Genomic DNA, 24,520 nt, shown 5'->3' on the forward strand with positions numbered 1-24,520 from the left:
GAGGGGGCCTACGTCGTCGCGACGACGGAACAGAGTGTGACGACGGCCCGGTGGTGGAGATGGGGGGAATTGAACCCCCGTCCATCGCTGAGATTGCACGCATTCTACGGGCGTAGCCAGATGAGACGTTCTGCTCGGCTCCGACCTTCGCTACTGGCTTCTAGGTCGACGAGCCCAGCCCGAGTGCAAGTCCCGCGTGACCCTCAGGCGTAGTCACGCAGCAAGCCCTCTAGATGACGTCAGGCTCTGGTTAGAAGGCGGTCACCAGACTGACGGACTCCATGTGGCTCTACTGCTTACGCAGCGAGAGCGAAGTCAGTGCGCTTGTTATTGGCACTTATTGTTTTCCAGAGATCGTTAACGAGATAACCCTGGATCCTCGGCCCGCTTCTCGTTCGCACACAGGCGATGTCGAAACCGATCATCCCCATGAGGGGGCCGTTGTCACACTCTGTTGATTTATGAAGAACCGTTGTCGCTGTGGACGAGTGTAGTTGCCCCGCAGGGAAGAATCCACCCGCCCGGTGCCGTCAGCTCTACTCGCCGAGGTGCTTCCGGGCCGACATCGCCGACTGCGCCTCGCGGGTGGCCGTGCGCTCGCGCAGGGTCTGCCGCTTGTCGTACTCGCGCTTGCCCTTGGCGACCGCGATCTCGACCTTCGCTCGCCCGTCGCTGAAGTAGATCTTGAGGGGGATGACCGTGAAGCCGCCCTCCTTCGTCTTCTGCCCGATCTTGACGATCTGCTGCTTGTGCAGCAGCAGCTTGCGCTTGCGTCGGGGCGCGTGGTTGTTCCAGGTGCCCTCGGTGTACTCGGGGATGTGCACTGCGTCGAGCCAGGCCTCGCCGGCGTCGACGAAGGCGTAGCCGTCGACGAGCGACGCCCGCCCCTGCCGCAGCGACTTCACCTCGGTGCCGCTGAGCACGATGCCTGCCTCGTAGGTGTCCTCGATCAGGTAGTCGTGGCGCGCCCGACGGTTGGTGGCCACGACCTTCTCGCCGCGTTCTTTCGCCACGCTCTGCCTCCGGTCGTTCGTGGGATGGTCTGCCCGCGATCAGGCAGCCTGTCAGTCTACATGAGCGAGACAGCGAAGGAGGCGCGGTCCAGGTCTCCCTGCACCGCGCCTCCTGCGGGCACCCGCCTCGCGACGCCGTGGCGTCGCTAGACCTTGAGGTACCGCCTGATGGCGACGTTCGCCGACAGCGCCGCCAGCGCGATGCCGATCACGACCACCACCGGCACGACGATCGCCGTCTCGCGCAGCCCGATGAACGGCGTCGAGGCGAAGGTCGTCACGAGGTAGCCCTTGACGAAGAAGTTGACGATCGCGATCAGGGCACCGCCAGCCAGCACCGAGCCCACCAACGCGGCGATCACGCCCTCGAGGATGAACGGCGTCTGGATGAACCTGTTCGACGCGCCCACCAGCCGCATGATGCCGAGCTCTCGCCGTCGGCTGAAGGCGCTGAGCCGGATGGTCGTGGCGATCAGCAGCACCGCCGCGATGAGCATCAGCACCGCGATGCCGATGGCCGTGTAGCTCGCCGCGTTGAGCACCGAGAAGATCGGGTCGAGGTAACCCCGCTGGTCGACGACGCTCTGGACGCCGGCGAGGCTCGAGAGGCTCTCGGTGAGGACGTCCGACTGCGTCGGGTCCTTGAGGTTCACCCAGAAGGTCTCGTTGAGGTAAGAGGGCTGCACGAACTCGGTCGCGGGGCTGTCCGCGAACTGCGTCGTGAAGCGGGCGTAGGCCTCGTCCTGGGTCTCGAAGTACGACCGGTCGACGAACGGCGCGAGCACCTGGCTGCTGAGCTGGGCCTCGACGCCGTCGATCTGGTCCTGCGTGGCCTTGGCGCCCGTGCAGTTGCCCGTCGTGTCGGTCTCGGTGCAGAGGTAGACAGCCACCTGGGCCTTGTCGTACCAGTAGCCCTTCATCTGGTTGATCTGCAGCTGGAGCAGGGCCGCGGTGCCGACGAAGGTCAGCGAGATGAACGTGACGAGCACGACCGCGACGACCATCGAGACGTTGCGCCGGAGGCCGCTGCCGACCTCGCTGAGGACGAGTCCGAGTCTCATTCGTCCGCTCCCCTCAGGCTGAGGTCTTCCACACCGATGGCCTGGATGGGCACCGCCTGCGTCTGGTAGCCGCCGTGGCGCTCGTCGCGGAGGATGTTGCCCGCCGAGAGCTCGATCACGCGGCGCTGCATCTGGTCGACGATGCCGGCGTCGTGCGTCGCCATGATCACCGTGGTGCCGCCGGCGTTGATGCGCTCGAGCAGCGTCATGATGCCGGCGCTGGTCGAGGGGTCGAGGTTTCCCGTCGGCTCGTCGGCCAGCAGGATCGAGGGCTTGTTGACGATGGCGCGGGCGATGGCCACGCGCTGCTGCTCGCCGCCCGAGAGCTCGTGCGGCAGGCGCTGCTGCTTGCCCACGAGGCCGACCATCTTCAGGACGTCGGGCACCGCCTCCTGGATGAAGCCCTTGCTCTTGCCGATCACCTGCAGGCTGAAGGCCACGTTGTCGAACACGCTCTTCTGCGGCAGCAGGCGGAAGTCCTGGAAGACCACCCCGAGGTTGCGGCGGAAGTACGGGACCTTGCGGCTCGAGAGCACGCCGAGCTTCTGCCCGAGCACGTGGATCTGGCCCTTGGAGGGCTTCTCCTCCTTGAGCACGAGGCGCAGGAAGCTGGACTTGCCGGAGCCGGAGGCGCCGACGAGGAACACGAACTCGCCCTTGAGGATCTCGAGGGTGACCGAGTTCAGTGCCGGCCGGGGGTTGCCGGAATACACCTTGGTGACTTCATCAAAACGGATCATGACGGGGATCACCCTAAGCGCGGGCCGCGTCGATCGCGGTCGCGACTCGCCCCTCGAACGGGCCTATGGAAGCGCTGGGAGAGCGCGGAGGAGGCGCGGTGCCGTCGCGCACCGCGCGTCCTTCGTGACTCCCCCGCGCCTCGTTCGCGCCTCGTTCGCGCCGTGCTCAGGCGCCGTCGGCTCAGGCGTCGTCGCGCTTGCGCCAGCGGATGCCCGCCGAGATGAAGCCGTCGAGGTCGCCGTCGAACACGTTCGAGGGGTTGTTGACCTCGTGCTCGCTGCGCAGGTCCTTCACCATCTGGTACGGCGCGAGGACGTAGCTGCGGATCTGGTCGCCCCAGCTGGCCGTGATGTTGCCGGCGAGCTCTTTCTTCTTGGCGTTCTCCGCCTCCTTCTGCAACAACAGGAGGCGGGACTGCAGCACGCGCATCGCCGCGGCCCGGTTCTGGATCTGGCTCTTCTCGTTCTGCATCGAGACGACGGTGCCGGTCGGGATGTGGGTGAGTCGGACGGCCGAGTCGGTCGTGTTGACGCTCTGGCCGCCGGGGCCCGACGACCGGAAGACGTCGACGCGGATGTCGTTCTCGGGGATCTCGACCGCCTCCGTCTCCTCCATCAGCGGGATGACCTCGACGGCGGCGAAGCTCGTCTGGCGCTTGCCTGCCGCACCGAAGGGGCTCATCCGGACGAGGCGGTGCGTGCCTGCCTCGACGCTGAGGGTGCCGAAGGCGTAGGGCGCGTCGATCTCGAAGGTCGCGCTCTTGATGCCCGCCTCCTCGGCGTAGCTCGTGTCCATCACCGTGGCCGCCATGCCGTGCTTCTCGGCGTAGCGCAGGTACATGCGGAGCAGCATCTCGGCGAAGTCGGCCGCGTCGACGCCGCCGGCCCCCGCACGGATGGTGATGACCGCGGGCCGCGGGTCGTACTCGCCGTCGAGGAGCGTCTGCACCTCGAGCGTGTCCATCATCTTCTGCAGGGCCTTGAGCTCGACCTGCGCCTCGTCGGCGCTCTCTTGGTCGTCGCCGTCGTTGGCCATCTCGACCAGGACCCCGAGGTCGTCGAGGCGCTGCTCGGTGGTCTCGAGCTTCTCGAGCTCGGCCTGGCGGTGGCTCAGCGCACTCGTGATCTTCTGCGCGTTCTCGGTGTCGTCCCAGAGGTCGGGCGCCGACGCCTGCTCGCTGAGCTGGGCGATCTCGGCGACGAGACGGTCTTGCCCGATCACGGCCCGGATGTCCTCGAACGTGGCCCGGAGGGCGGCAATCTGCTCAGAGAAGTCCAGTGCGATCATGGTGGTCGAGCTTACCGGGGTCGGGCGACGCCGGCCTCGCGGAGCGCGACGTCGGCGAGGCGGCGGACCACGGCCGGGTCGCCCGCCCGCCACGACGCGACGGGGTCGGGCGAGACGGCGAGCGCCGCGCGGGCGTCGCGTCCGGTGAGGGCACGCAGGGCGAGCAGGTCCTCTCCCCCGGGCAGCGAGAGCAGCCCCCGCACCGAGGAGGCGCGGCGAACGAACGCGACGCGCCCGCGAAGCCAGGCCCACAGCACCACGATGCTCGGCAGCCCGCCGACGAGCAGCCCGGCCACGAGCGCGGCGCGCCCCACGTCGTCCTGCTGCTGGCGGCCCGCGTCGACGAGCGTCTGGCCGGCTCCGGCTGCCCCGTCGAACGGTGCCGACGCGGCGCCGCCCAGCAGCGGGATGCCGCCCAGGACGCGCGAGGCGTCGTCCATCGTCCCCTGGAAGCCGGCGCCCGCCTCCTCGATCTGGCGCCCCAGCTCGGCGAGGCCGCCGACGAAGGCGGCGACCGCGAGCCCGAGCCCCACGAACACGACGACGAGCCCGACGGCGACGACGTCGCCGGCGACCTGACGAGCACGGACGGCGTTCGACGCCGAGTAGATCTGCATCGCCCCAGTCTGCCCCGCGCCCCACACCCTGGAGGCGTCGAGTTGCCCCGAAGTGCTGCCCCGGCCCCTCCGGCGTGACAGATCAAGGCAAGTCATCGAAGCAAGTCGTCAGGGCCACCGTCAGGGGCGCTCATCGAGGTCGCGAGCGAGGCGGCCGAGGAACGCTGTGGCGAGTGGCCCGCGGAGGTGGTCGTCAGTGACCCGGTGGTAGGCCCACCCGTCGTCCACGAACCGCGCCGCGCGCTCGATGTCTCGACGCCACTGGCGTCTGTCCGTCCTGTGTCCGTCGCCCTCGAACTCCACCGCGACCTTGCGCCGTCCGTCGCTGAGGTCGGGTCGTCCGAGATACGCCCCCGACGCGGTCCAGCGCTTCACGTTGACATTGAGCCGTGGCAACCCTGCACGCTCGATCATCAATCTCAGAAGCGTCTCGCGGGGTGACATGACGCCGGCCCGCAGCCATTCAGAGGCCGCCCGGAGTCGGACGACACCAGGTCGCCGGTGGGCCCGCTCCACAGCGTCGACCAGCTCGGCGAGGTCACGCCCGCGGGCCGGGCCGAACGTCGACCACCTTCCCGCCAACGCGTCGCCGACCTGCACGAGCTCGTCGACCGACAGGAGCGGGGCCGACTGCACCCACGCCTCGACGGGGTCGACGACGCGGAGTCCCCTGAGGGAGTGCAGCCGCGGCACCCGCGCGAGCCGATGGCCTCGCACGCCCGGACGCCTCCGCTGGTGCGTGGTCGATCCGGTCACGTGCAGGGTGCCGCCCTCGTGACGGGTGGGCAGAGGAAGATGCCACAGCGCGAGTGCCGTCACGTGGCTGAAGTACTCGTCGCCGCAGAGCAGGACGCCGAGAGCAGCCGCCCGCTGCTCGATCGACTCTGGCGCGACCGTCGTCCGGACACCGTGGTGCGGACTGTTCAGGTCGGCGGCGCGGAGCCGATGGGGCGGTACACCTGCGTCTCGGGCGTCCTGAGCGGAGAACGGACCTAGGGCGAGGGACGGGGGAAGGGGTCGTGGACGCACGGACCGAGACTCGGGCCGGCACCGGGCTGCCGCTCGGGGGCGGCACCGACACGGGGACGACATCGCTCATCCGTCGCCGGTGGAGGAGAGGCCCCTCTTTACACTGCACGGATCGAGTTGCCCCGTTCTGCTGCGCTGAGACTCGGGAGGCAGCGCATCGGGGCAAGTCGTGCATCTGACACGGGTGTGTGGGCTCGGGCGGGCGCGGGCGCGAGCGCGGGCGCTAGCGGGCGAAGGTCGCGGGCGCGTGGGCGGCGTAGCCGGCTCGGGTCGCGCGGGCGACCGCGTCGGGCAGCGCCGCCAGCAGCGCGTCGACGTCGGCCTCGGTGCTCGTGTGGCCGACCGTCATGCGGAGCGCGCCCCGCGCCTCCTCGTCGGAGAGGCCCATCGCGAGCAGGACGTGCGACGCCTCCGGGATGCCCGCCTGGCAGGCGGACCCGGTCGAGACGGCGACGCCGGCGGCGTCGAGGAGGAACAGCAGCGAGTCGCCCTCGCACCCGGGGAAGGTGAAGTGCGCGTTGCCGGGGAGGCGGTCGACCGGGTCGCCCCGCAGCACCGCCGACGGGACGGCGGCCTGGACCCCCGCGACCAGCCGGTCGCGCAGCGGCTCGTACGCGTGGTGCTGCTGCTCGGCGGCGACGGCGAAGGCGACGGCGGCCGGGCCGTCCTGGGTGCCCGAGCGCACCTGGCGCTGCTGGCCGCCCCCGTGGATCAGGGGCTCGACGGTCGCCGTGCGGGCGAGCGCGAGGGCGCCGATGCCGATCGGACCGCCGATCTTGTGGGCGCTGACGCTGAGCGCGGCGAGGCCCGTCGAGCGGAAGTCGATCGGCACCTGCCCGTACGCGGCCACCGCGTCGCAGTGCACCGGCACCCCGTGCGCGGCGGCGAGCGCCACGACCTCGTCGACGGGCTGCAGGGTGCCGACCTCGTTGTTGGCCCAGAGCAGGCTGACCAGCGCGACGTCGTCGTGCTCGTCGAGGGCCGCGGCGAGCGCGTCGACCCGCAGCCGGCCGTGCTCGTCGAGCGGCAGCCAGGTCACGACGGCGCCGTCGTGCCGTTCGAGCCACTCGACGGCGTCGACGGTGGCGTGGTGCTCGCCGGCGGGGACGAGGAGGCGCGGGCGAGTCCGGTCGGCCTGCCTCGCCCACCAGAGGCCCTTGACCCCGAGGTTGACGGACTCGGTGCCGCCCGAGGTGAAGACGACCTCGATCGGCTCGCAGCCGAGGGAGGCGGCGACGCGCTCCCTCGCCTCCTCCAGCACGCGCTTGGCGCCCTGGCCCGCGGAGTGGATCGAGGAGGGGTTGCCGACGGTGCCGAGGGCCGCGGCGTAGGCGGCGATGGCCGCCGGGTGCATCGGCGTCGTCGCGGCGTGGTCGAGGTAGACGACCATGGGGGCGCCTCCTGCCGGCCGGTCGGTTCGCGGGCCCGTCTCGGCCCTCATCTACTGTAGGTCCCGTGCCCGACATCGACCCCCTCGCCGACCTCGGAGTGCGCCAGGGGCCGGACGGGCCGACGCTCCGCGTCTTCTCGTCGTCGGCCGAGCGCCTCGCGGTCGTGATCGACGACGCGCCCCACGACCGGGTCGTCCCGCTGACCCGCGACGAGCACGACGTGTGGACCGCGACCGACGCGGCGCTGACGCCGGGCCGGCGCTACTGGCTCCGCGTCGACGGGGCCGACCACGCCGACGGGACCGCGGGCGACGCCGCCCGTGCCGACGGCGGCGAGCACCCCGCCGGCGAACTCCCCGCCCTGCTCGACCCGTACGCGCGCGGCCTCGGCCGGACGGGCCGCGGCGAGCACCGCGCGACCGTGATCGACGAGTCGTTCGACTGGGGCGGCGTCGAGAAGCCGCGCACCCCGCTCGACCGGGTCGTCGTCTACGAGGCGCACGTCCGTGGCCTGACGAGGCTCGCCCCCTTCGTGCCCGACGAGCTGCGCGGCACCTACGCGGGGCTGGCCGCCGACACGACCATCGCCTACCTCAAGGGGCTCGGGGTCACCGCGGTCCAGCTGCTGCCGGTGCACCAGCACGTCGACGAGCAGCGCCTCGTCGCGCAGGGCATCGAGAACTACTGGGGCTACAACACGCTGTCGTATTTCGCCCCGCACGCCGCCTACGCGAGCCGGGACGCCCAGCTGGCCGGCGCCTCCGCCGTCGTCCGCGAGTTCAAGGGCATGGTGCGGCTCCTGCACGAGGCGGGCATCGAGGTCTGGCTCGACGTCGTCTACAACCACACCGCCGAGGAGGGCGAGGACGGCGGGCCCGTCACGAGCCTCCGCGGCCTCGACGCCGGGGCCTACTACCGGCACGACGCCGAGGGCCGCCCCGTCGACGTGACCGGCTGCGGCAACTCGCTCGACACGAGCCACCCCGCCGCGCACCGCCTCGTGATGGACTCGCTGCGCTACTGGGCGACCGAGATGCAGATCGACGGCTTCCGCTTCGACCTCGCGGCGACGCTCGGCCGCGACGCGGGCCACGTCTTCGACCCGGCCCACCCGTTGCTGCACGACATCGTCTCGGACCCGGCCCTGGCGGGCGTCAAGATGGTCGCCGAGCCGTGGGACGTCGGCGCCGGCGGCTGGCAGACCGGCGCTTTCCCCGACGGGTGGATCGAGTGGAACGACCGGTTCCGCAACCGGGCCCGCGACTTCTGGCTGACCGACGTGGCGACCGCGCGCGCCCAGGGCACGCCGCCCACCGGCGTCGGCAGCTTCGCCTCCAAGCTGAGCGGGTCGAGCAACGTCTTCAGCCACGACCGCGGGCCGCTCGCCGGGCTGAACTTCGTCACGGCCCACGACGGCTTCACCCTGCTCGACCTCGTCTCGCACGACGCCAAGCACAACCTCAGCAACGGCGAGCAGAACCGCGACGGCACCGACGACAACCGGTCGTTCAACCACGGCGTCGAGGGGCACAGCGACAACCCCTGGATCAGCGACGCGCGACGCCGCTCGATGCGGAACCTGCTCGGCACCCTCTTCGTGTCGTCGGGCGTGCCGATGCTCACCGCCGGCGACGAGCGCGGGCGCACCCAGCGCGGCAACAACAACGGCTACTGCACCGACAGCGAGCTGACCTGGGTCGACTGGGCGACGCAGCCGTGGCAGCAGGGCATCCACGACGACGTCGCGACGCTCGCGCGGATCCGCCGGGAGAACCCGGCGCTCCGCCCGACGCGGTTCGGCGTCGAGGGCGCCTGCACACTCAGCGCGAACGACATCACCTGGGCCGACGCGTCCGGCGCCGAGATGCGCCAGGACGAGTGGGAGGACCCGCGCGTCCGGACCCTGCAGTACGTGGCACGGTCGACGCCCGAGCACGAGGCGCCGAACACGGTCCTCGTGCTGGTGCACGGGGCCGAGTCCGCGGCGGCCGTCACGCTCGCCCGCGCCGAGCGCGTCGTCGGCTGGGAGCCGCTCTGGTCGAGCGACGACTCCGCCGAGCTGGACCCCCTCGAGCCGGGCGACGAGGTGCTGGTGTCGGCCCCCACGGTCGTGATCTTCCGGGCCGTGTCGTGAGCGGCGGGCGCACCCCGTCGGGTGCGGGCCCAGGCGCAGGCAAGGCCGCCGGGGCGGGCAGGGGCGCGGGCACCCCGGCGACCGTCGCGCTGACCGCGGCGGGCATCGCCTTCACCGCCCACGCCTACGAGCACCACGACACCGCGACGAACTTCGGCGAGGAGGCGGCGGCCGAGCTGGGCCTGTCGGAGGACCGCGTCTTCAAGACGCTCGTCGCCTCGGCCGACGACGAGCTCGTCGTCGCGGTGGTGCCCGTCGCCCGTCGCCTCGACCTCAAGGCCCTCGCCGCCGCCCTCGGCGCGAAGAAGGCCCGGCTCGCCGACCCCGCCGTGGCCGAGCGGCGCACGGGCTACGTCGTCGGCGGCATCAGCCCGGTGGGGCAGCGCACGGCGCTGACGACCGTCGTCGACGCGAGCGCCGCCTCCTTCGCCACCGTCTTCGTCAGCGCCGGGAGGCGCGGGCTCGACCTCGAGATCGCTCCCGACGACCTGGTGCGCGCCACCGGGGCGCGGCTCCTGCCGATCGCCCGTGACTGACCCGACGACCGTGACCGACCTGGCGGCTCTGACCGACCCGACGACCCTGGCCGACCCGACGACCGCCTGGGCCGTCGTCGCGGTCGTCGGGGCGCTGGTCGCGCTGAACGGCGTGACCGTGCTCGCCTACGCCCTCGACAAGCGGGCTGCGCGGCGCGGGGCCCGTCGGGTGCCCGAACGCACCCTGCTGACGCTCGGCCTCACCGGGGGCTGGCCGGGCGCGATCGTGGCGCAGCGACGGCTGCGGCACAAGACCCGCAAGCGGTCGTTCCAGTCCTCGTTCCGGCTGACCGTCGCGCTCAACCTCGCGATCGTCGTGGTCGTGGTGCTCGTCGTCCGCCTCTCGAGCGGCTGAGCCGCCGACCACCGACGGCAGACCGCAGACCGCAGACCACCGAGTCACTGAGGCGCCGAGCCGGCCTCGACGGGCCCTGCCGCCCCCTACGCCGGCACCGGCTCCTCGGCCCAGTGGCACGCGGCCGTGTGGTCCTCTCCCTCGCGCCCGTGCGGCAGCATCGCGGGGACGTCCTCGACGCACGCCCGCTTCTTCTCGTCGGGCAGCAGCGCGAACAGCGGGCAGCGGCTGCGGAACCGGCAGCCGGTCTGCTGCACCGTGGGGCTCGGCGGGTCGCCCGGCAGCAGGATGTGCTCGCGGGCCCGCTCGACGACCGGGTCGGGCACGGGCACGGCCGACAGCAGCGCCCGCGTGTACGGGTGCAGCGGGTGCTCGAAGACGTCGTCGACAGGACCGGTCTCGACCGTCCGCCCGAGGTACATGACGGTGACGCGGTCGGCGACGTGGCGGATCACCGCCAGGTCGTGCGACACGAACAGGTACGACAGGTCGAGCGTCGCCTTGAGCTCGGCGAGGAGGTTGAGCACGCCCGCCTGGATCGACACGTCGAGGGCCGAGACGGGCTCGTCGAGGATGACGAGCGCCGGGTCGGCGGCGAGCGCCCGCGCGATCGAGATGCGCTGGCGCTGGCCGCCCGAGAACTCGTGCGGGTAGCGGGTCGCGGCGGCCGGCTCGAGGCCGACGAGCCGCATCAGCTCGGGCACCCGCCGCCCGATCTCCTCGGCCGACCGCCCGGCCGCGCGCAGCGGCTCGGCGACGATGTCGCTCACGGGCTGCCGGGGGTCGAGGCTCGCCATCGGGTCCTGGAACACCATCGAGACGGTGCTCCGGAGGCGCGCGACGGTCGAGCGGTCGAGCCGGCCCGACGAGAGGTCGGTCCCCAGCAGCTCGATGGTGCCGGCCTCGGGCCGACGCAGGTCCATGATCTCGTGCAGGGTGGTGCTCTTGCCGGAGCCCGACTCCCCCACGAGGCCGAGCGTCTCGCCGCGGCGGACGTCGAGGTCGACGCCGTCGACGGCCCAGACGGTGCCGACCCGGCGCTTGAACACCGCGCCCTTCGTGATCGGGAACGTCTTCACGAGCCCGTCGACGTGCAGCACGCGCTCGCGCTGGTCACGGGCGACGCGCGACAGGGCCGACCGCGGCGCGTCGGGCAGGTCGTAGACCTCCTCGGGCTCCGTGCCCTCGCCGACGAGCTCGTCCGAGTGCAGGCAGGCGGCCGCGTGGCCCGCCTCGACCGACGGCGCCTGCTCGAGGGCCGGCTCGACCGCGCGGCAGTCGTCGCGCACGAGCGGGCAGCGGGCGGCGAAGGGGCAGCCGGGGGCGAGCGAGAGCAGCGACGGCGGCGTGCCGGGGATCGGCACGAGCGGCTGGTCGCTCCGCTGGTCGAGGCGCGGCAGCGCACCGATCAGGCCGACCGTGTACGGCATGCGCGGGTGGGCGAAGAGGTCCTCCGCGGTGGCCGTCTCGACGACCCGTCCCGCGTACATGACGGCGATGCGGTCGGCGAAGCCGGCGATGACGCCGAGGTCGTGGCTGACGAAGACGAGGGCGGCCCCGGTCTCGCGCTGGGCCGTGCGCAGCACCGAGATGACCTGTGCCTGGATCGTCACGTCGAGGGCCGTCGTCGGCTCGTCGGCGAGGATGACGTCGGGGTCGTTGGCGATCGCCATGGCGATCATCGCGCGCTGGCGCATGCCGCCCGAGAACTCGTGCGGGAACGAGTCGACGCGCCGCTCCGGCTCGGGGATCCCCACGAGGCCGAGCAGCTCGACGGCCCGGGCGCGCGCCTCGGCCTTGCTGCCCCCGCGGTGGATCAGCACCGTCTCGGCGATCTGCTGCCCCACCGTGTAGACGGGCGTGAAGGCCGACAGCGGGTCCTGGAACACCATCGCGATGCGGGCGCCGCGGATGGCCGACATGGCCTTGTCGCCCTTGCCGAGCAGCTCCTCGCCGTCGAGCCGGATCGACCCGGTCACCTGGGCGGTCGACGGCAGCAGGCCGAGGATCGCCGTGCTCGTCACGGACTTGCCCGAGCCGGACTCGCCGACGATGCCGAGCACCTCGCCCCGGCGCAGCGTCAGGTCGATGCCGCGGACGGCCCGCACGGGCCCGTCCGGCGTCGGGAACGTCACGTGCAGGTCGCGCACCTCGAGCACCGGGGCCGAGGAGGCGCGGGTCGGGACGACGGGATCGGCGAGGGTCATCGGGTCTCCCCCGTGGGTCGGGTCGGGACAGGCGCGGCGGGCGCGTCCTCGGACAGCGCGGCGGCACGGCCGACGGGGGCGGCGCCTCCTCGTCCTCGGCCGCCCGCGCGCAGGCGACGACGGCGACCGGTGCGGCCTGCCGTCGAGGTGGGGTCGAGCGCGTCTCGGAGGCCGTCGCCGAGCAGGTTGCTCGCGAGGGCGAAGACGATCAGCGCGCCCGCGGCGAAGAAGAAGAGCCAGGGCTTGGTCGTCGCCACGTTCTGGTTCTGCGCGATGAGCGTGCCGAGCGAGACGTCGGGCGGCTGCACGCCGAAGCCGAAGTACGACAGCCCCGACTCGGTGAGCACGGCGGCGCCGATCGCGATGGTCGCGTCGATGACGAGGAACGACGCGACGTTCGGCAGGATGTGCCGCGTGATGATCGTGAAGTGGCCGATGCCCATGTAGCGGGCGGCGCGGATGAACTCCCGCTCCTTGATGCTGAGGGTGAGCGAGCGCACGACGCGGGCCGTGATCATCCAGCCGAACAGGGCGAGCAGCGCGACGAGGATCAACCAGCCGAACTGCTTGAGGCGCGGCGACAGGATCGCGATGATCAGGAACGACGGCAGCACGAGCAGCAGGTCGACGAAGATCATGACGACCCGGTCGACCCAGCCGCCGAAGTAGCCGGCCATCGCGCCGAGGAACCCGGCGATCGCGGTCGAGAACAGGGCGACGAGCAGGCCGATCAGCAGCGACTTCTGCATGCCGCGGGCGGTCTGCGCGAAGACGTCCTGCCCGATGTTGTTCGTGCCGAACCAGTGCGCGCCGTCCGGCGGCGACGACAGGGCCGTGTAGTCGATGTAGTCGTACGCCCACGGCGAGACGAGCGGCCCGAGGAACGCGAAGGCGAACAGCAGCAGCACGGTGACGAGGCCGACGGTAGCGCCCCGGTTGGAGAAGAGCCGGCGCATCGTGAGCACGAAGCGGTTCGGCGAGGTGGTCACCGCCTCCTCACGGGTGGCTGGCAGGACGTCGTCGGCGCCGCCGTCGAGCAGCTCGGGACTGAACCTGGTCATGGTGGCTCCCCTTACTTCTGGCTGCGCACGCGCGGGTCGAGGACGGCGTTCAGCACGTCGCTGACGAAGCCGGCGAAGAGCACGACGACGGCGCTGTAGAGCGTGTAGGCCACGACGACGTTCACGTCGTTGCCCTGCACGGCGTCGATGAACCAGGCACCGAGGCCGTTCCAGCCGAAGATCTTCTCGGTGAACGTCGCACCGGTCAGCACGCCGAGGAACGCGAAGGCGAAGAGCGTCGTCATCGGGATCAGCGCGGTCCGCAGGCCGTGCTTGACGATGGCGGGGCGCCTCCTCAGGCCCTTGGCCCTGGCGGTGCGGATGAAGTCCGCCTGCAGCACGTCGAGCATCGTCGACCGCTGGTACCGGCTGTAGATCGCGATGAGCCCGGCGGCGATCGAGATGGTGGGCAGCAGGAGGTGCACGGCCCGGTCGCCGACGATGGTCGCGAAGCCGCCCCCGAGCCCCGGCGTGGCCTCGCCCGTGAAGCTGATCAGCTGGAACCCGAGCACGCTGTTGAGCTGCGTGGCCCCGATCTTGAGCAGCACCGCCGACAGGAACACAGGCGTCGAGATGAGCACGAACGAGAGGATCGCCGACACACGGTCCGACAGCTTGTACTGGCGGACGGCGTTCCAGGTGCCCACGGCGATGGCGAGGACGATGCCGATCACGGAGCCCGCGAGCAGGAGGCGGAGGCTCACCCCGAGACGCGGCCAGAACTCCGTGTCCACCGGCTTGTCCTGGATCGTCCTGCCGAGGTCTCCGGTCACCGCGCCGCCGAGCCAGGAGGCGTAGCGCTCGACGACCGGGACCTTGTCGTTGACGCCGATCGAGTCGAGCTTCGCGTCGATCACCTGCTCGGTGGGTCGCGGGTTGCGCTCGGCGTAGGCGGACCGGGGGGTGAACGTCGCCGACGCCAGGAAGTACGTCAGGGACGTGGCGATGAAGACGAGAGCGACGTAGTACACCAGCCGCCGCGCGAGATAGCGGGCCATGGAAGAACAACATAGACGTACCCCGGAGGGCATCGGTGCCGTGACGTTTCAGGCGTGTAACGAAGTGGCGGAAAAGTTCGCATCGAGTGCACGGATCCGTAGCGTGGCACTCGTCGGTCCCGGACGAGGGGGACCCCGGCTCGCGATCACCGGGCGGGACAGCACCTCGGACCACTGGGGTGACCGGCGTTTTTCACACCATCTAGTTCGGAGTGCCATGAAGAACACGAAGAAGGCCGGCGTCGTCGCGGGCCTCGCCGCACTCGCTCTCGTCGTCACGGCGTGCAGCGGCGGAGGCGGCCAGGACGGCGACGGAGCACCCAAGAACGGCGAGCTGTCCCCCACCGGCGACATCAACGCGACCGCGGCCGGCGACGTCGAGCAGGGCGGCACGCTCACCCTGCCGCTCACGCAGCTGCCCTCGCAGTGGAACTACGGCCAGCTCGACGGCGCGCTCGTCGACGCCGCGCTGATCGAGAGCGCGATCCTGCCGCAGCCGTTCCGCATCGACGAGGAAGGCGTGCCGCAGATCGACGAGGACCTCGTCACGAGCGCCGAGGCCACGAGCGACGACCCCCTCGTCGTCACCTACGACATCAACCCCGACGCGCAGTGGAACGACGGCACCCCGATCACGGTGGCCGACTTCCAGGCCTGGTGGACGGCCCTCAAGGGCACGAACGCCGAGTACCTCGTCGGCAGCACCCTCGGCCCCGACCGCATGGCGAGCGTCGAGCCCGGCACGAGCGACAAGCAGGTCGTCGTGACGTACTCGGAGCCCTTCTCCGACTGGAAGTCGATGTTCGCGCCGCTGTACCCGGCCAAGATCTACAACGACCCGACCGCGTTCAACACGGCCTACGTCGACGCCGTGCCGATCTCGGCCGGCCCGTACAAGATCGACGAGATCGACCAGACGGCCCAGACCGTCACGATGGTGCCCGACGAGAACTGGTGGGGCGACGCCCCCAAGCTCGACACGGTGATCTTCCGCGCCCTCGACGGCGACGCCGACATCGACGCCTACCTCAACGGCGAGATCGACCAGGTCTACGCGAACTCGTCCGACCGGTACGACCGGGTCAAGGACGCCGACGGCAGCGAGCTCCGCGCCGCCCCCTCGGCTCGCTACACCCACGTCGACTTCAGCACGAAGGGCCTCCTGGCCGACGAGGCCGTCCGCCAGGCGATCCAGCACGCGGTCGACCGCGACGCGCTCGGCAAGGTCATCACGGGCACGCTGCCGTACGAGGTGTCGACGCTGAACAACCACCTGTACCTCAGCACCGACGGGGCGTACCAGGACAACGCGGGCGAGACCGGCAACTACGACGTGGAGGAGGCCGGCAAGATCCTCGACGACGCGGGCTGGGAGATGGACGGCGACGTCCGTGCGAAGGACGGCGAGCAGCTCGCCATCTCGATCACCATCCCCTCGTCGGCACCGGTGTCGCAGCAGCTCGCCGAGGTGATCCAGAGCCAGCTGACCGCGGTCGGCATCAAGCTCGACATCAACGCGGTCGGCACGGACGCCTTCTTCGAGGACAACGTCACGCCCGGCAACTACGACATGACGATCTTCGTCTGGGCGGGCACCGGCTACCAGGCCTCGGGCGTCAGCATCTACAACCAGGACGAGCAGGGCCAGAACTATGGCCGCGTCTCGAGCGACAAGATCAGCTCGCTCCTCGACGAGGCGGTCGCCGAGGGCGACCCCGACACCGCGGCCGACCTGTACAACCAGGCCGACGAGGCGATCTGGGAGATCGGGCACTCGATGCCGATCATCCAGCAGCCGCTCGTCTCGGCGCAGAGCCCGAAGCTCGCCAACTACGGCGCCCGCGCCGGCGCGTCGGACCTCGACTGGACGATCGTCGGCTTCACGAAGTAGCACCGGCCGCCCCCGACGGGACGACCACGAGCCCCGCTCGGACCGCGCCACGGCGCGGGACGGGCGGGGCTCGGTGCTGGGCGGCGCGTGTTGCTGAGGCTCGGAGGCACGGAGGGCGCTCGGGACGGCGCGGGGCACGGCGAGCAGGGCGAGCCGGGGCCGCTGCCGGCGACCGGACCGGTTCGGGCCGGGTCCGGGCGCGCTGCAACAGCGTCCCGTGACGGCACCCACGGCGATCGACCGAGGTGACGGCAGGACGGTGCTCGTCGTCGTGACGAGCGTGTCGAGGGCGCCGGGCTCTCGGGGCGGATCGCACCCCGGGCGGGCAGGCCGCGTCGACAGATCCGACTGTACTCGTCCCCCTGATGGCGGACAAGACAATTCGATGCGATCGCATCCACCCAGTACGAGGGTCAGTGCCTCGCGTGCCTCGCTCGCCTCCTGCGCCGCACGCCGACGGCGAGCGCCACGACCGAGTACAGGCAGAGTGCCGCGCCGACGGCCGTGGCGACCCAGCCGCGCCCCTCGCCGTCCACGGCCTGGGCTACCCAGCCGACGAGCGGGAGGCTGTACCAGACGGCCCCCTTCACCTGGACGGGCATGACCGGGTCGGCGTCGACGCTGCCGTTGGCGTCGCCCCTCAGGACGAAGGAGCGCATCCCGTCGGACGACGACACGACCTGGACCACCCGGTGGGTGACGACTGCCGCCTCGCCGGACTCGATCTGGTAGGTCAGGACGTCGCCCGGCTCCACCAGGTCGGTGTCGACGGGCCGGACGACGAGCAGCGTGCCCGGGGGGAAGGTCGGCTCCATCGAGCTCGTCAGGACGGTGAGCGGCGTCGAGCCCGTGGCCTTGGGCACGACGACCAGCAGGGCGGCCAGCGCGACGACGAGCCCCAGGGCGCCGATGCTGAGGCCGAGCAGGAGTGCACCGAGCAGGCCGCGGGCGCCTCGGTCCGCGGCGGGCACGGCGCCGGTCCGGGCTCCGGCTCTCCTCCCGGCCTCCGCGCTCACGGACACGACACCTGGCGCTGGCCCTGCGCGTTGGGCCCCACGACGACGGGCCCCGTCCACGCGACCGGCCCCGGCTCGGCGCCCGCGACCGAGCGCACGTCGACCGTGACCCGGCCGTCGGGCACCAGCGACGCGGGCACCATGTCGCGCGTGACGTCGTGCTGCTTCGTCGGCGCCTGCCCCGACACGGTGTTGCCGACCCGCCGGCCGCCGACGAACAGCCCCCACTGCGCGGAGTCGAGGGGCGCGTCCCACGAGACGGTCGCGTACGACGTCCCGTCGCCCGTGTCGACCGTGCGGCAGCCGAGCGCCCTGGCCGCCGGGGCCGGGGACGCGTACCGCGTGTTCTGGTAGAAGTCCTCGATGAACCACCCGTCCGTCCAGCCGTGCGACCCGCCGACGACCTCGAAGCGCGGGTTCACCGTGGCCGCGTCCGGCGCCGACGCGGTGGTGGTCGCCCGCCAGCACCAGGTCACCCGCGTGGAGGCGGGAGCGCTGCCCGCGGCGACGGTGGCAGCCGCCCACGTCCCCGACCGCGCGTCGTCGGGCACGGCCGAGGTGCAGGAGGCGGTGCTCGCCGGCCAGACGCGCACGTCGATCCTCGTCGCCAGGTCGGCCGACACGGCCCCCGTCGTGCCGACGCGCGCCGAGAGCTCGTAGTCGACGGGCACGGTGCTGCCGTTGAACACGGTGATCGCCGTCGTGACCGACTGGCCCGGGGCCGTGAAGTCGACGGCCCGCGGGCTGGACGACTCGAGCCCGAGGTCGACCTTCGCGAACGTCGTCTGCGAGGGAGCGTCGGCGGAGGCGGTCCAGAGAGCCCAGCCCGTGCCCGTCCCGACCCCGACGAGAGCCACGACGACGGCGACGAGCGCGGCGGCACGTGCGAGCGCCCGCCGGGGTCCGCGTCGGGTCACGACGTCACCTGGGTGCCGACGACGCGCACCGACCAGGTGTCGACCGCTCCCTGGACGGACTGCGGGGCGTCCCCGTCGAGCAGCACCTCGACGCAGATCGTCGCGGACGCGCCCGGCTCGAGTCGCGGCAGCACGTCGGCTGCCCGGAACCCGACCAGGCGGGAGGCGGCGGCCCCGGAGAGCGCGGACGCGCACGTCCCGCCGACGGGCAGGGCCGCGACCCGCAGCTGGAGCTCGTCGAGCGACGCGCCGGCCACGGGGCCGTCGTACATCGCGCGTGCGCCCACAGTCATGATGGTGGCCGCGAGCGGGACGACCCCGCGGTTCGCGAGCGAGAAGGAGCCGACGGCGGACGTGCCGGGCAGGAGACCCGTCGACGTGAGCCCGGTGGGCTGCGTGACGGCGAGGGCGGCCGTCCCGGTGGTCACGACCCCGATCGTCCGCCCGGGGGCGGACGAGCTCCAGAGCGCGTACGACCCGCCGGTGGCGGCGAGCCCGAGCACGACGGCCCCGCCCAGCACCGCCGTGCCCGTCCAGACGCGCCGCAGCACGCCGGACCGCGCCGCGCCGCGCCGCGGGGCGGCGTGACGGGCGCGGCGGCGCGGGCGCGGGCGACGGGGCACGGTCGGACTTCCGGCTACTCGACCTGTGTCAGCGTGAAGACCACCTTGCTGAGGTCGAGGGTCTTGTTCTGCGTGCTGTTGTCGGCGTCGGTCGGCACGGTGATCCCGAGTCGTGCGACGGCGTCGGTGCTCGTCGCCGACGGCGTGACGGAGAAGGAGTTCGCCGTGCCGCTGACGGCGGCGAAGCCGGTCGGCAGGCCTGCGTCGGTGCGGCTCTTCTGGACGGTGAGCGCAGGGACGACGCTGGTGAGCGTGCTCGAGGTGGCGCCGAGGTCGTACGAGAAGACGGCCCTGAGCCCGGTCCCCGTGGCCGTCACCGTGACGGGCACCGTGTACTCGAGCTGCGTGCCGGGGATCATCCGGTACGACGAGAGCTCGGCGGCGCTCAGCACCGACCCGGTCCGGAGGTCCTTCCACTGGCCGGAGCCGGCCACCGTGGAGAGGCTGAGCTGGCCCGTCTGCAGCACGCCCGCCGAGGCGCTGGCGGTGCTGTTCCAGACGGCGAAGGTGCCCGCGCCGCCGAGGAGGAGGGCGACGCCGGCAGCACCGGCGACGGCGCTCTTGACGAAGGTGTTCATGATCTGTCCTGTCCGCGCCCAGGCGCGTCGAACGACTCCCCGGGGGTCGCGTCGAGCGCGTCCGGTCCGGGGCGACGTGTGTCGGGGCAGTGCCGCGTCGTGGGGTTCGGGTCCGACGACGCCGTCCGCGGGCGCCGAGCTCGCGGGGTTCGGGGCCCGCGGCGGGCTGGCCTGCTGCCGTGGTCGACGCTACCGGGTCCCCCGAAGTGCGGACATGGTTTTCCATGCATCCACATGCACCCAATCCGAGGGGCACCCGTCCTCACCCGCCGACCACCCTCCGGCTCGACCAGGCCGTGCCGCTCCGTCCTCGAGGGAGGCGGGACACCGGGCCTCGAGACCGGGTAGCGTCGCCACCGTGGCGACAGCATACGAACCCAGAGTCGGGCGGATCCCCGTCACGGCGCTCTCCCCGACCACCCCCGACCGGGACTTCCCGACGAAGGCCTTCTCCGGAGAGGTCGTGCCCTTCGGCGCGACGGTCTTCCGCGAGGGGCACGACGTCGTCGGCGCCGACCTGGTCCTGACCGACCCCTCCGGGTCCGAGTCCCGGCACCCGCTCGTCGCGGGCCTGCCCGGCACCGACCGCTGGACGACGGAGGTGCAGCTCGAGACGGAGGGCGACTGGACCTGGCAGGTCGAGGCGTACACCGACGACTGGGCGACCTGGCTGCACACCGCCGAGATCAAGGTGCCGGCCGAGCTGGACGTCGAGGTGACCTTCGCGCTCGGCAGCCGCCTCCTCGCCGCCGCCGCCCCCGGCTACCCCGACACGACCCTCGTGCGGGACGCGGCGAAGGCCCTCGCCAACGAGGCGCTCTCGCCCGGCTCGCGGCTCCGCGTCGCGACCGACGCGCGCCTCGCCGCCGTCTTCGCCGCCAAGCCGATGGCCAGCCTGGTCACGCGCAGCGCCCCGGAGGAGCTGCGCGTCGAGCGCACCCGCGCCGCGGTCGGCAGCTGGTACGAGTTCTTCCCCCGCAGCGAGGGCGCCAAGAAGCTGCCCGACGGCACCTGGAAGAGCGGCACGTTCCGCACCGCGGCCCGCCGCCTCCCCGCGATCTCGCGGATGGGCTTCGACGTGCTCTACATCCCGCCCGTCCACCCCATCGGCACGACGTTCCGCAAGGGCCCGAACAACACCCTGACCGCCGGCCCGAACGACCCCGGCTCGCCCTACGCGATCGGCTCGCCCGACGGCGGCCACGACGCGGTGCACCCCGACCTCGGCACGCTCGCCGACTTCCGCTGGTTCGTCGACACCGCCAAGAACACGGGCCTCGAGCTGGCGCTCGACCTGGCCCTGCAGTGCTCGCCCGACCACCCGTGGGTCACCGAGCACCCCGAGTGGTTCACGACGCTGCCCGACGGCACGATCGCCTACGCCGAGAACCCGCCGAAGAAGTACCAGGACATCTACCCCCTGAACTTCGACAACGACTACGAGGGCGTCAGCCGCGAGGTGCTCCGCATCGTGCGGCACTGGATCGAGCTCGGCGTCACGATCTTCCGCGTCGACAACCCGCACACGAAGCCGGTCCGCTTCTGGGAGTGGCTGCTGCACGAGGTGCGGCAGACGAACCCCGAGGTGGTGTTCCTCTCCGAGGCGTTCACCAAGCCGGCCATGATGCAGGCGCTCGCCCGCGTCGGCTTCCACCAGTCGTACACGTACTTCACCTGGCGCAACGAGAAGTGGGAGCTCGAGGAGTACCTCGACGAGCTGTCGAAGGAGACGAGCGCCTGGCTGCGCCCGAACCTGTTCGTCAACACCCACGACATCCTCACCCCCTACCTGCAGTACGGCGGTCGCCCGGCGTACAAGGTGCGGGCCGCGATCGCCGCGACGGCGTCGCCGACTTGGGGCGTGTACTCGGGCTACGAGCTCTTCGAGGACGTCGCCCGTCCGGGCTCCGAGGAGAACATCGACAACGAGAAGTACGAGTACAAGCCGCGCGACTGGGCCGGCGCGGAGGCAGAGGGCGCGACCCTGGCCCCCTACCTGACCCAGCTCAACCGCATCCGCAGCTCGCACCCGGCCCTCCGCCAGCTCCGCAACCTCGACCTGCACTCGAGCGACGACGACGCCGTCCTCGTCTACTCGAAGTACCTGTCGCGGGCGCACACGCGCAGCGGCCGGGCCGACGCGATCATCGTCGTCGCCAACGTCGACCCCCACTCGGCCCGCGAGACCACCGTGCACCTCGACGTGACGAAGTTCGGGCTCGCCCCCGGCGGCACGTACACGGTTCGCGACCTCATCACCGGCCAGTCGTGGACCTGGGGCGACGACAACTACGTGCGCCTCGACGCCTTCGTCGAGCCCGTGCACGTGCTGTCCGTCGACCTCACCCGAGCGCCGTAGGAAGGCGACCCACCATGAGCATCTTCTCCCGCCACGGCTCCTCCCGAGACGACGACCGTCGCGAGCCCGTCCAGCCCGAGCCCGCCGCGGCTGAGCCGGTCGCACCCGAGGCCGCGGCTGCGCAGCCCGTCGCTCCCGAGCCCGTCGCCGCCGAGCCGGTCACCTCGGTGCCCGACGAGAACGACCCGCCCGTCACGGCGGAGCCCCCGCTCCCCGCCGAGGAGCTGTCCACGAGGGGCGAGCCCGACGAGCTGTCCACGAGCGACGAGCCCGTCGAGCCGTCCACCGCGGACGACCCCGACGAGCCGTCCGACCCGGCCGAGGCCGACGAGCACCTCCTCGTCTCGTCCGTGCCCGCCCCGGTCCCGACCGAGGAGCGCCCCGTCCTCGACCTCGGACCGGCGACCCCGGCCGAGCCGGCCGAGCCGGCCGGTGCGCGTCCGGCGACGCACGAGGACCCGACGCCTCCCGACGTCCGCCGAGAGCCTGCGACCTCGACACAGCAGCTCCCCGCCCTCGACGACGCCGAGGTGCTGGCCGCGGCCGAGGGGCGTCACGCCCACCCGCACGCCCTCCTCGGCGAGCACACGGTCGACGGGGTCACGGTCGTGCGCGTCGTCCGTCCGCTGGCCGGCTCCGTCAGCGTGGCCGGCGCCTCCGGCGAGGCCGTCGTCCTGGAGCACCACGCGCACGGCCTGTGGCAGGGCGTCGCCCCGGAGCCGCTCGGCGGCTACCAGGTGACGGCCGAGTACGAAGGAGGCGCCCCCTGGGTCGCCGACGACTCGTACCGGTTCTCCCCCACCGTCGGCGACCTCGATCTCTACCTCTTCGGCGAGGGCCGTCACGAGCAGCTCTGGACCGTGCTGGGCAGCCACGTGCGCGAGCACGAGGGCGTCCGCGGCACCTCCTTCGCCGTCTGGGCCCCGCACGCGCAGGCGGTCCGCGTCGTCGGCGACCTGAACGGCTGGTGGGGCGACCGCCACGCGATGCGCCGTCTCGACGACAACGGCGTGTGGGAGCTGTTCGTGCCCGGCGTCGACCAGGGCTCGTACAAGTACCAGATCCTCACGCCCGACGGCGAGTGGGTCGAGCGGGCCGACCCGATGGCACGACGCGCCGAGGTGCCCCCGGCCACCGCCTCCGTCATCACCGAGGCCGGACACGACTGGGGCGACGACGCCTGGCTCGAGCGCCGTGCGGCGAACGACCAGCACGCCGGCCCGATGAGCGTCTACGAGCTGCACGTCGGCTCGTGGAAGCCCGGCCTCGGGTTCCGCGAGCTGGCCGACCCGCTGGTGGACTACGTCACCGCGCTCGGCTTCACGCACGTCGAGTTCATGCCGCTCGCCCAGCACCCGTTCGGCGGCTCGTGGGGCTACCAGGTCACGGGCTACTACGCGCCGCAGAGCACCTGGGGCTCCCCCGACGACCTGCGCTACCTGATCGACCGGCTGCACCAGGCCGGCATCGGCGTCATCGTCGACTGGGTGCCCGGCCACTTCCCCAAGGACGAGTGGGCCCTCGGCCGCTTCGACGGCCGCAGCGTCTACGAGCACTCCGACCCGCGCCGCGGCGAGCAGCCCGACTGGGGCACCTACGTCTTCAACTTCGGCGACTCGCAGGTGCGGAACTTCCTGGTCGCGAACGCGCTGTACTGGTTCGAGGAGTTCCACGTCGACGGCCTCCGCGTCGACGCCGTGGCCTCGATGCTCTACCTCGACTACAGCCGGAACGACGGCGAGTGGCTGCCGAACGAGCACGGCGGCCGCGAGGCCACCGAGGCGATCTCCTTCCTGCAGGAGACCAACGCGACGGCCTACCGGCGCCACCCCGGCATCGTGATGATCGCCGAGGAGTCGACCAGCTGGCCGGGCGTCTCGCGCCCCACCAGCGAAGGCGGCCTCGGCTTCGGCCTCAAGTGGAACATGGGCTGGATGCACGACACCCTCGACTACGTCGAGAAGGACCCGTTGTACCGCTCGTACCACCACGGCGAGATCACCTTCTCGTTCCACTACGCGTGGAGCGAGAACTTCATGCTGCCGATCAGCCACGACGAGGTCGTGTACGGCAAGGGCTCGCTGTTCGAGAAGATGCCCGGCGACGACTGGCAGAAGCGCGCGAACCTCCGCGCGTACCTCGCCTACATGTGGGGGCACCCCGGCAAGCAGCTGCTCTTCATGGGCTCCGAGTTCGGCCAGCCGACGGAGTGGAGCCAGGAGCTCGGCCTCGACTGGTCGGTGCTCGACCGGCCGCAGCACCAGCAGGTCTTCGACCTCGTCAGCCGCCTGAACCAGGTGTACAAGTCCGAGAGCGCGCTCTGGGCGCACGACTTCGACACCGAGGGCTTCGAGTGGATCGACGGCGGCGCGGGCGAGCAGAGCGTGGTCGCGTTCCTCCGCAAGTCGGGCTCGGGCGACTCGCTCGCCGTGCTGGCGAACTTCTCCGGCCAGCCTCAGCGCATGCGCTTCGGCCTGCCGGAGGCCGGCACGTGGGACGAGGTGCTGAACACCGACGCGACGATCTACGGCGGCTCGGGCGTCGGCAACTTCGGCGCCGTCACGGCCGTCGACAGCCCATGGGCCGGGCGTCCCGCCTCCGCGGACGTCCAGCTGCCGCCGCTCGGCGTCGTCTGGCTGAAGCTCCGCCGCTGAGCAGTCGCGTCGCTCCTCCCCCGGGGCGACGTGCACGAAGGGCCCCGACGAC

The 24,520-nt window shown here is 71.9% G+C and carries 20 protein-coding genes and 1 other RNA gene; 6 read left to right on the forward strand and 15 right to left on the reverse strand.

The window, feature by feature from the left end; genetic code table 11:
• Positions 1-51: 51 nt before the first annotated feature.
• The 8 genes from ssrA to ITJ48_RS03840 all read right to left on the reverse strand — a co-directional run bounded on the left by ssrA (position 52) and on the right by ITJ48_RS03840 (position 7,138).
• Positions 52-429, reverse strand: a transfer-messenger RNA (tmRNA) gene (gene ssrA, locus ITJ48_RS03805).
• Between the two features lie 107 nt (positions 430-536).
• On the reverse strand, positions 537-1,013 hold the full coding sequence (gene smpB / locus ITJ48_RS03810) for an SsrA-binding protein SmpB (protein WP_123546410.1): 477 nt from the start codon (positions 1,011-1,013) through the stop codon (positions 537-539).
• Between the two features lie 146 nt (positions 1,014-1,159).
• Positions 1,160-2,074, reverse strand: coding sequence for a permease-like cell division protein FtsX (gene ftsX / locus ITJ48_RS03815; protein ID WP_192041967.1), 915 nt, complete (start codon positions 2,072-2,074; stop codon positions 1,160-1,162).
• On the reverse strand, positions 2,071-2,814 hold the full coding sequence (gene ftsE / locus ITJ48_RS03820; protein ID WP_123547268.1) for a cell division ATP-binding protein FtsE: 744 nt from the start codon (positions 2,812-2,814) through the stop codon (positions 2,071-2,073). Before ftsE ends, ftsX begins: the two co-directional genes overlap by 4 nt.
• 181 nt (positions 2,815-2,995) lie before the next feature.
• A complete protein-coding gene (gene prfB / locus ITJ48_RS03825) occupies positions 2,996-4,102 on the reverse strand; it encodes a peptide chain release factor 2 (protein ID WP_194612464.1) in 1,107 nt (368 codons plus the stop codon).
• An 11-nt stretch (positions 4,103-4,113) separates the two neighbouring features.
• Positions 4,114-4,719 carry a hypothetical protein gene (locus tag ITJ48_RS03830; protein ID WP_194612465.1) on the reverse strand — a complete coding sequence of 202 codons (606 nt, stop codon included), beginning with the start codon at positions 4,717-4,719 and terminating at the stop codon, positions 4,114-4,116.
• A gap of 120 nt (positions 4,720-4,839) precedes the next feature.
• Positions 4,840-5,412, reverse strand: coding sequence for a hypothetical protein (locus tag ITJ48_RS03835; protein WP_194612466.1), 573 nt, complete (start codon positions 5,410-5,412; stop codon positions 4,840-4,842).
• 559 nt (positions 5,413-5,971) lie between these two features.
• Complete coding sequence (locus tag ITJ48_RS03840; RefSeq protein WP_194612467.1) at positions 5,972-7,138, reverse strand: cysteine desulfurase family protein; 1,167 nt, start codon at positions 7,136-7,138, stop codon at positions 5,972-5,974.
• 65 nt (positions 7,139-7,203) lie between these two features.
• Between ITJ48_RS03840 and glgX the strand changes: the two genes are divergently transcribed.
• Genes glgX through ITJ48_RS03855 form a run of 3 tightly spaced genes read left to right on the forward strand, consistent with a single transcriptional unit; the run spans position 7,204 to position 10,164 of the window.
• Positions 7,204-9,273 (forward strand): glycogen debranching protein GlgX, encoded by a 2,070-nt coding sequence (glgX, locus tag ITJ48_RS03845; RefSeq protein ID WP_194612468.1) that lies wholly within the window; start codon positions 7,204-7,206, stop codon positions 9,271-9,273.
• On the forward strand, positions 9,270-9,809 hold the full coding sequence (ybaK, locus tag ITJ48_RS03850; RefSeq protein WP_194612469.1) for a Cys-tRNA(Pro) deacylase: 540 nt from the start codon (positions 9,270-9,272) through the stop codon (positions 9,807-9,809). The genes glgX and ybaK overlap by 4 nt, the downstream gene beginning before the upstream one ends.
• Positions 9,802-10,164 (forward strand): DUF1294 domain-containing protein, encoded by a 363-nt coding sequence (locus ITJ48_RS03855; protein WP_370544765.1) that lies wholly within the window; start codon positions 9,802-9,804, stop codon positions 10,162-10,164. Before ybaK ends, ITJ48_RS03855 begins: the two co-directional genes overlap by 8 nt.
• Positions 10,165-10,250: 86 nt before the next feature.
• Here ITJ48_RS03855 and ITJ48_RS03860 read toward each other — a convergent pair whose 3' ends face one another.
• The 3 genes from ITJ48_RS03860 to ITJ48_RS03870 are packed head-to-tail and all read right to left on the reverse strand — an operon-like array spanning position 10,251 to position 14,430.
• The gene (locus tag ITJ48_RS03860; RefSeq protein WP_194612470.1) at positions 10,251-12,371 is read right to left on the reverse strand and encodes an ABC transporter ATP-binding protein; all 2,121 of its coding nucleotides are present in this window, start codon (positions 12,369-12,371) and stop codon (positions 10,251-10,253) included.
• Positions 12,368-13,432, reverse strand: coding sequence for an ABC transporter permease (locus ITJ48_RS03865; RefSeq protein WP_228506197.1), 1,065 nt, complete (start codon positions 13,430-13,432; stop codon positions 12,368-12,370). The genes ITJ48_RS03860 and ITJ48_RS03865 overlap by 4 nt, the downstream gene beginning before the upstream one ends.
• 11 nt (positions 13,433-13,443) lie before the next feature.
• Positions 13,444-14,430 carry an ABC transporter permease gene (locus tag ITJ48_RS03870; protein ID WP_194612471.1) on the reverse strand — a complete coding sequence of 329 codons (987 nt, stop codon included), beginning with the start codon at positions 14,428-14,430 and terminating at the stop codon, positions 13,444-13,446.
• A 217-nt stretch (positions 14,431-14,647) separates the two neighbouring features.
• Between ITJ48_RS03870 and ITJ48_RS03875 the strand changes: the two genes are divergently transcribed.
• Positions 14,648-16,321, forward strand: coding sequence for an ABC transporter family substrate-binding protein (locus tag ITJ48_RS03875; protein ID WP_194612472.1), 1,674 nt, complete (start codon positions 14,648-14,650; stop codon positions 16,319-16,321).
• Between the two features lie 413 nt (positions 16,322-16,734).
• On the opposite strand, the gene ITJ48_RS03880 is transcribed toward ITJ48_RS03875, so the two are convergent.
• From ITJ48_RS03880 to ITJ48_RS03895, 4 genes are read right to left on the reverse strand one after another with little or no spacing between them, the layout of a single operon-like run.
• Positions 16,735-17,292, reverse strand: coding sequence for a signal peptidase I (locus ITJ48_RS03880; protein ID WP_370544766.1), 558 nt, complete (start codon positions 17,290-17,292; stop codon positions 16,735-16,737).
• A gap of 41 nt (positions 17,293-17,333) precedes the next feature.
• Positions 17,334-18,254, reverse strand: coding sequence for a hypothetical protein (locus ITJ48_RS03885; protein ID WP_194612474.1), 921 nt, complete (start codon positions 18,252-18,254; stop codon positions 17,334-17,336).
• A complete protein-coding gene (locus tag ITJ48_RS03890; RefSeq protein WP_194612475.1) occupies positions 18,251-18,877 on the reverse strand; it encodes a hypothetical protein in 627 nt (208 codons plus the stop codon). The genes ITJ48_RS03885 and ITJ48_RS03890 overlap by 4 nt, the downstream gene beginning before the upstream one ends.
• Before the next feature lie 14 nt (positions 18,878-18,891).
• On the reverse strand, positions 18,892-19,455 hold the full coding sequence (locus ITJ48_RS03895) for an alternate-type signal peptide domain-containing protein (protein WP_194612476.1): 564 nt from the start codon (positions 19,453-19,455) through the stop codon (positions 18,892-18,894).
• A gap of 214 nt (positions 19,456-19,669) precedes the next feature.
• Between ITJ48_RS03895 and ITJ48_RS03900 the strand changes: the two genes are divergently transcribed.
• Together ITJ48_RS03900 and glgB are read left to right on the forward strand one after the other, a co-directional pair.
• The gene (locus ITJ48_RS03900) at positions 19,670-21,814 is read left to right on the forward strand and encodes an alpha-1,4-glucan--maltose-1-phosphate maltosyltransferase (RefSeq protein WP_194612477.1); all 2,145 of its coding nucleotides are present in this window, start codon (positions 19,670-19,672) and stop codon (positions 21,812-21,814) included.
• A gap of 14 nt (positions 21,815-21,828) precedes the next feature.
• Positions 21,829-24,468, forward strand: coding sequence for a 1,4-alpha-glucan branching protein GlgB (gene glgB / locus ITJ48_RS03905; RefSeq protein WP_228506198.1), 2,640 nt, complete (start codon positions 21,829-21,831; stop codon positions 24,466-24,468).
• Positions 24,469-24,520 lie beyond the last annotated feature (52 nt).

It is taken from the genome of Frigoribacterium sp. VKM Ac-2530 (assembly GCF_015350835.1).
Taxonomy (GTDB): Bacteria; Actinomycetota; Actinomycetes; order Actinomycetales; family Microbacteriaceae; genus Frigoribacterium.

What these genes read in the sequence shown, in the direction of transcription:
- ftsX (WP_192041967.1), bottom strand. Translation starts at nt 2,074, where the DNA reads ATGAGACTCGGACTCGTCCTCAGCGAGGTCGGCAGCGGCCTCCGGCGC.
- ITJ48_RS03830 (WP_194612465.1), bottom strand. Translation starts at nt 4,719, where the DNA reads ATGCAGATCTACTCGGCGTCGAACGCCGTCCGTGCTCGTCAGGTCGCC.
- ITJ48_RS03860 (WP_194612470.1), bottom strand. Translation starts at nt 12,371, where the DNA reads ATGACCCTCGCCGATCCCGTCGTCCCGACCCGCGCCTCCTCGGCCCCG.
- prfB (WP_194612464.1), bottom strand. Translation starts at nt 4,102, where the DNA reads ATGATCGCACTGGACTTCTCTGAGCAGATTGCCGCCCTCCGGGCCACG.
- ITJ48_RS03870 (WP_194612471.1), bottom strand. Translation starts at nt 14,430, where the DNA reads ATGGCCCGCTATCTCGCGCGGCGGCTGGTGTACTACGTCGCTCTCGTC.
- ITJ48_RS03865 (WP_228506197.1), bottom strand. Translation starts at nt 13,432, where the DNA reads ATGACCAGGTTCAGTCCCGAGCTGCTCGACGGCGGCGCCGACGACGTC.
- ITJ48_RS03900 (WP_194612477.1), top strand. Translation starts at nt 19,670, where the DNA reads ATGGTTTTCCATGCATCCACATGCACCCAATCCGAGGGGCACCCGTCC.
- ftsE (WP_123547268.1), bottom strand. Translation starts at nt 2,814, where the DNA reads ATGATCCGTTTTGATGAAGTCACCAAGGTGTATTCCGGCAACCCCCGG.
- ITJ48_RS03875 (WP_194612472.1), top strand. Translation starts at nt 14,648, where the DNA reads ATGAAGAACACGAAGAAGGCCGGCGTCGTCGCGGGCCTCGCCGCACTC.
- ITJ48_RS03840 (WP_194612467.1), bottom strand. Translation starts at nt 7,138, where the DNA reads ATGGTCGTCTACCTCGACCACGCCGCGACGACGCCGATGCACCCGGCG.
- glgB (WP_228506198.1), top strand. Translation starts at nt 21,829, where the DNA reads ATGAGCATCTTCTCCCGCCACGGCTCCTCCCGAGACGACGACCGTCGC.
- ITJ48_RS03895 (WP_194612476.1), bottom strand. Translation starts at nt 19,455, where the DNA reads ATGAACACCTTCGTCAAGAGCGCCGTCGCCGGTGCTGCCGGCGTCGCC.